Source organism: Vibrio sp. Sgm 5, from assembly GCF_026241575.1.
Lineage (GTDB): Bacteria > Pseudomonadota > Gammaproteobacteria > Enterobacterales > Vibrionaceae > Vibrio > Vibrio jasicida.
In genome coordinates, this window is sequence record NZ_JAPHPY010000126.1 from 1 (window position 1) to 915 (window position 915).

General features: G+C 44.2%; 1 protein-coding gene. It reads left to right on the forward strand.

The genetic code is table 11. The features are described from left to right. Positions 1–16 precede the first annotated feature (16 nt). Positions 17–915: adhesion domain-containing protein (locus tag OQJ86_RS26330; RefSeq protein WP_416236464.1), on the forward strand; the 899-nt coding region annotated here is incomplete at its 3' end.

A 915-nucleotide genomic window follows, 5' to 3' on the forward strand; every position in this document is an offset into this window, starting at 1 on the left:
GGAGTTAGGTGCTTCGATGCCCGATAGTAGCTACGAGTTGCAAGAACAGGTGGTTGTTATTGGTAACGGAAGTGCGACTTATCTCGACTCACAACGCATTCAATTTACGCCGACAGGAAAAGGGCAGAGTGAGATTTTCTATAGCTACGAAAGCGACTCTGTCATCAAACAAGGTACGATTTCGGTTTCTGTCTCGGAGTTGACTGAAAACACTCCGCCAACCGCCAATGCTTTTGCTCATCAAGAGCTCATCAAACTTGGTGAAAGCACCACGATAGATGTTGTGTCATATGTCTCCGATTTGGATGGAGATAACGTTCAGTTAGTCGGTGTTGAAGACTTTAACTCTACGATCGCATTGTTGTCGCCAACGGACGTAACGAATACTCAATTTACGTTTGAGTCGACAACACCTGGTGCTCACGATGTGGCATATACTGTCAGTGACCATATGGGAGGTTACACAACATCGGTTGCTCGAATCGAAGTCGAGCCTGATTTTTCATTGATTCAAGATTGGGAAGATATCGTCACTTACGACCCTGTTATTGATACAGAGATTCGTTTTTTTGCGCCAATGACAAAAGTATATGCAGACTACGTAAATGCCTCTTACACCTCAACCTATACAGAAAATGGTGAATATGGTTTGAAAGATGCAGAGGTGGTAACGCAAACACTCACCCAAGCACGCCAATACTGCAAAGTGCGTGGCGGACGTTTACCACTTCAACGTGAACTTGAAACCTTAATTGCAAATGAAACCAGTGCGTTCAGCAACCACAACTGGCCAACTAGTAATCAATATTGGACAGCAGAAAACGTCAGTGAAACCAATGCCGCGACGGTTAATTTGAATGATGGTCTGGTTGGCAATCAATCAAAAACTGTGCCTATGTACACAACGTGTGTTGA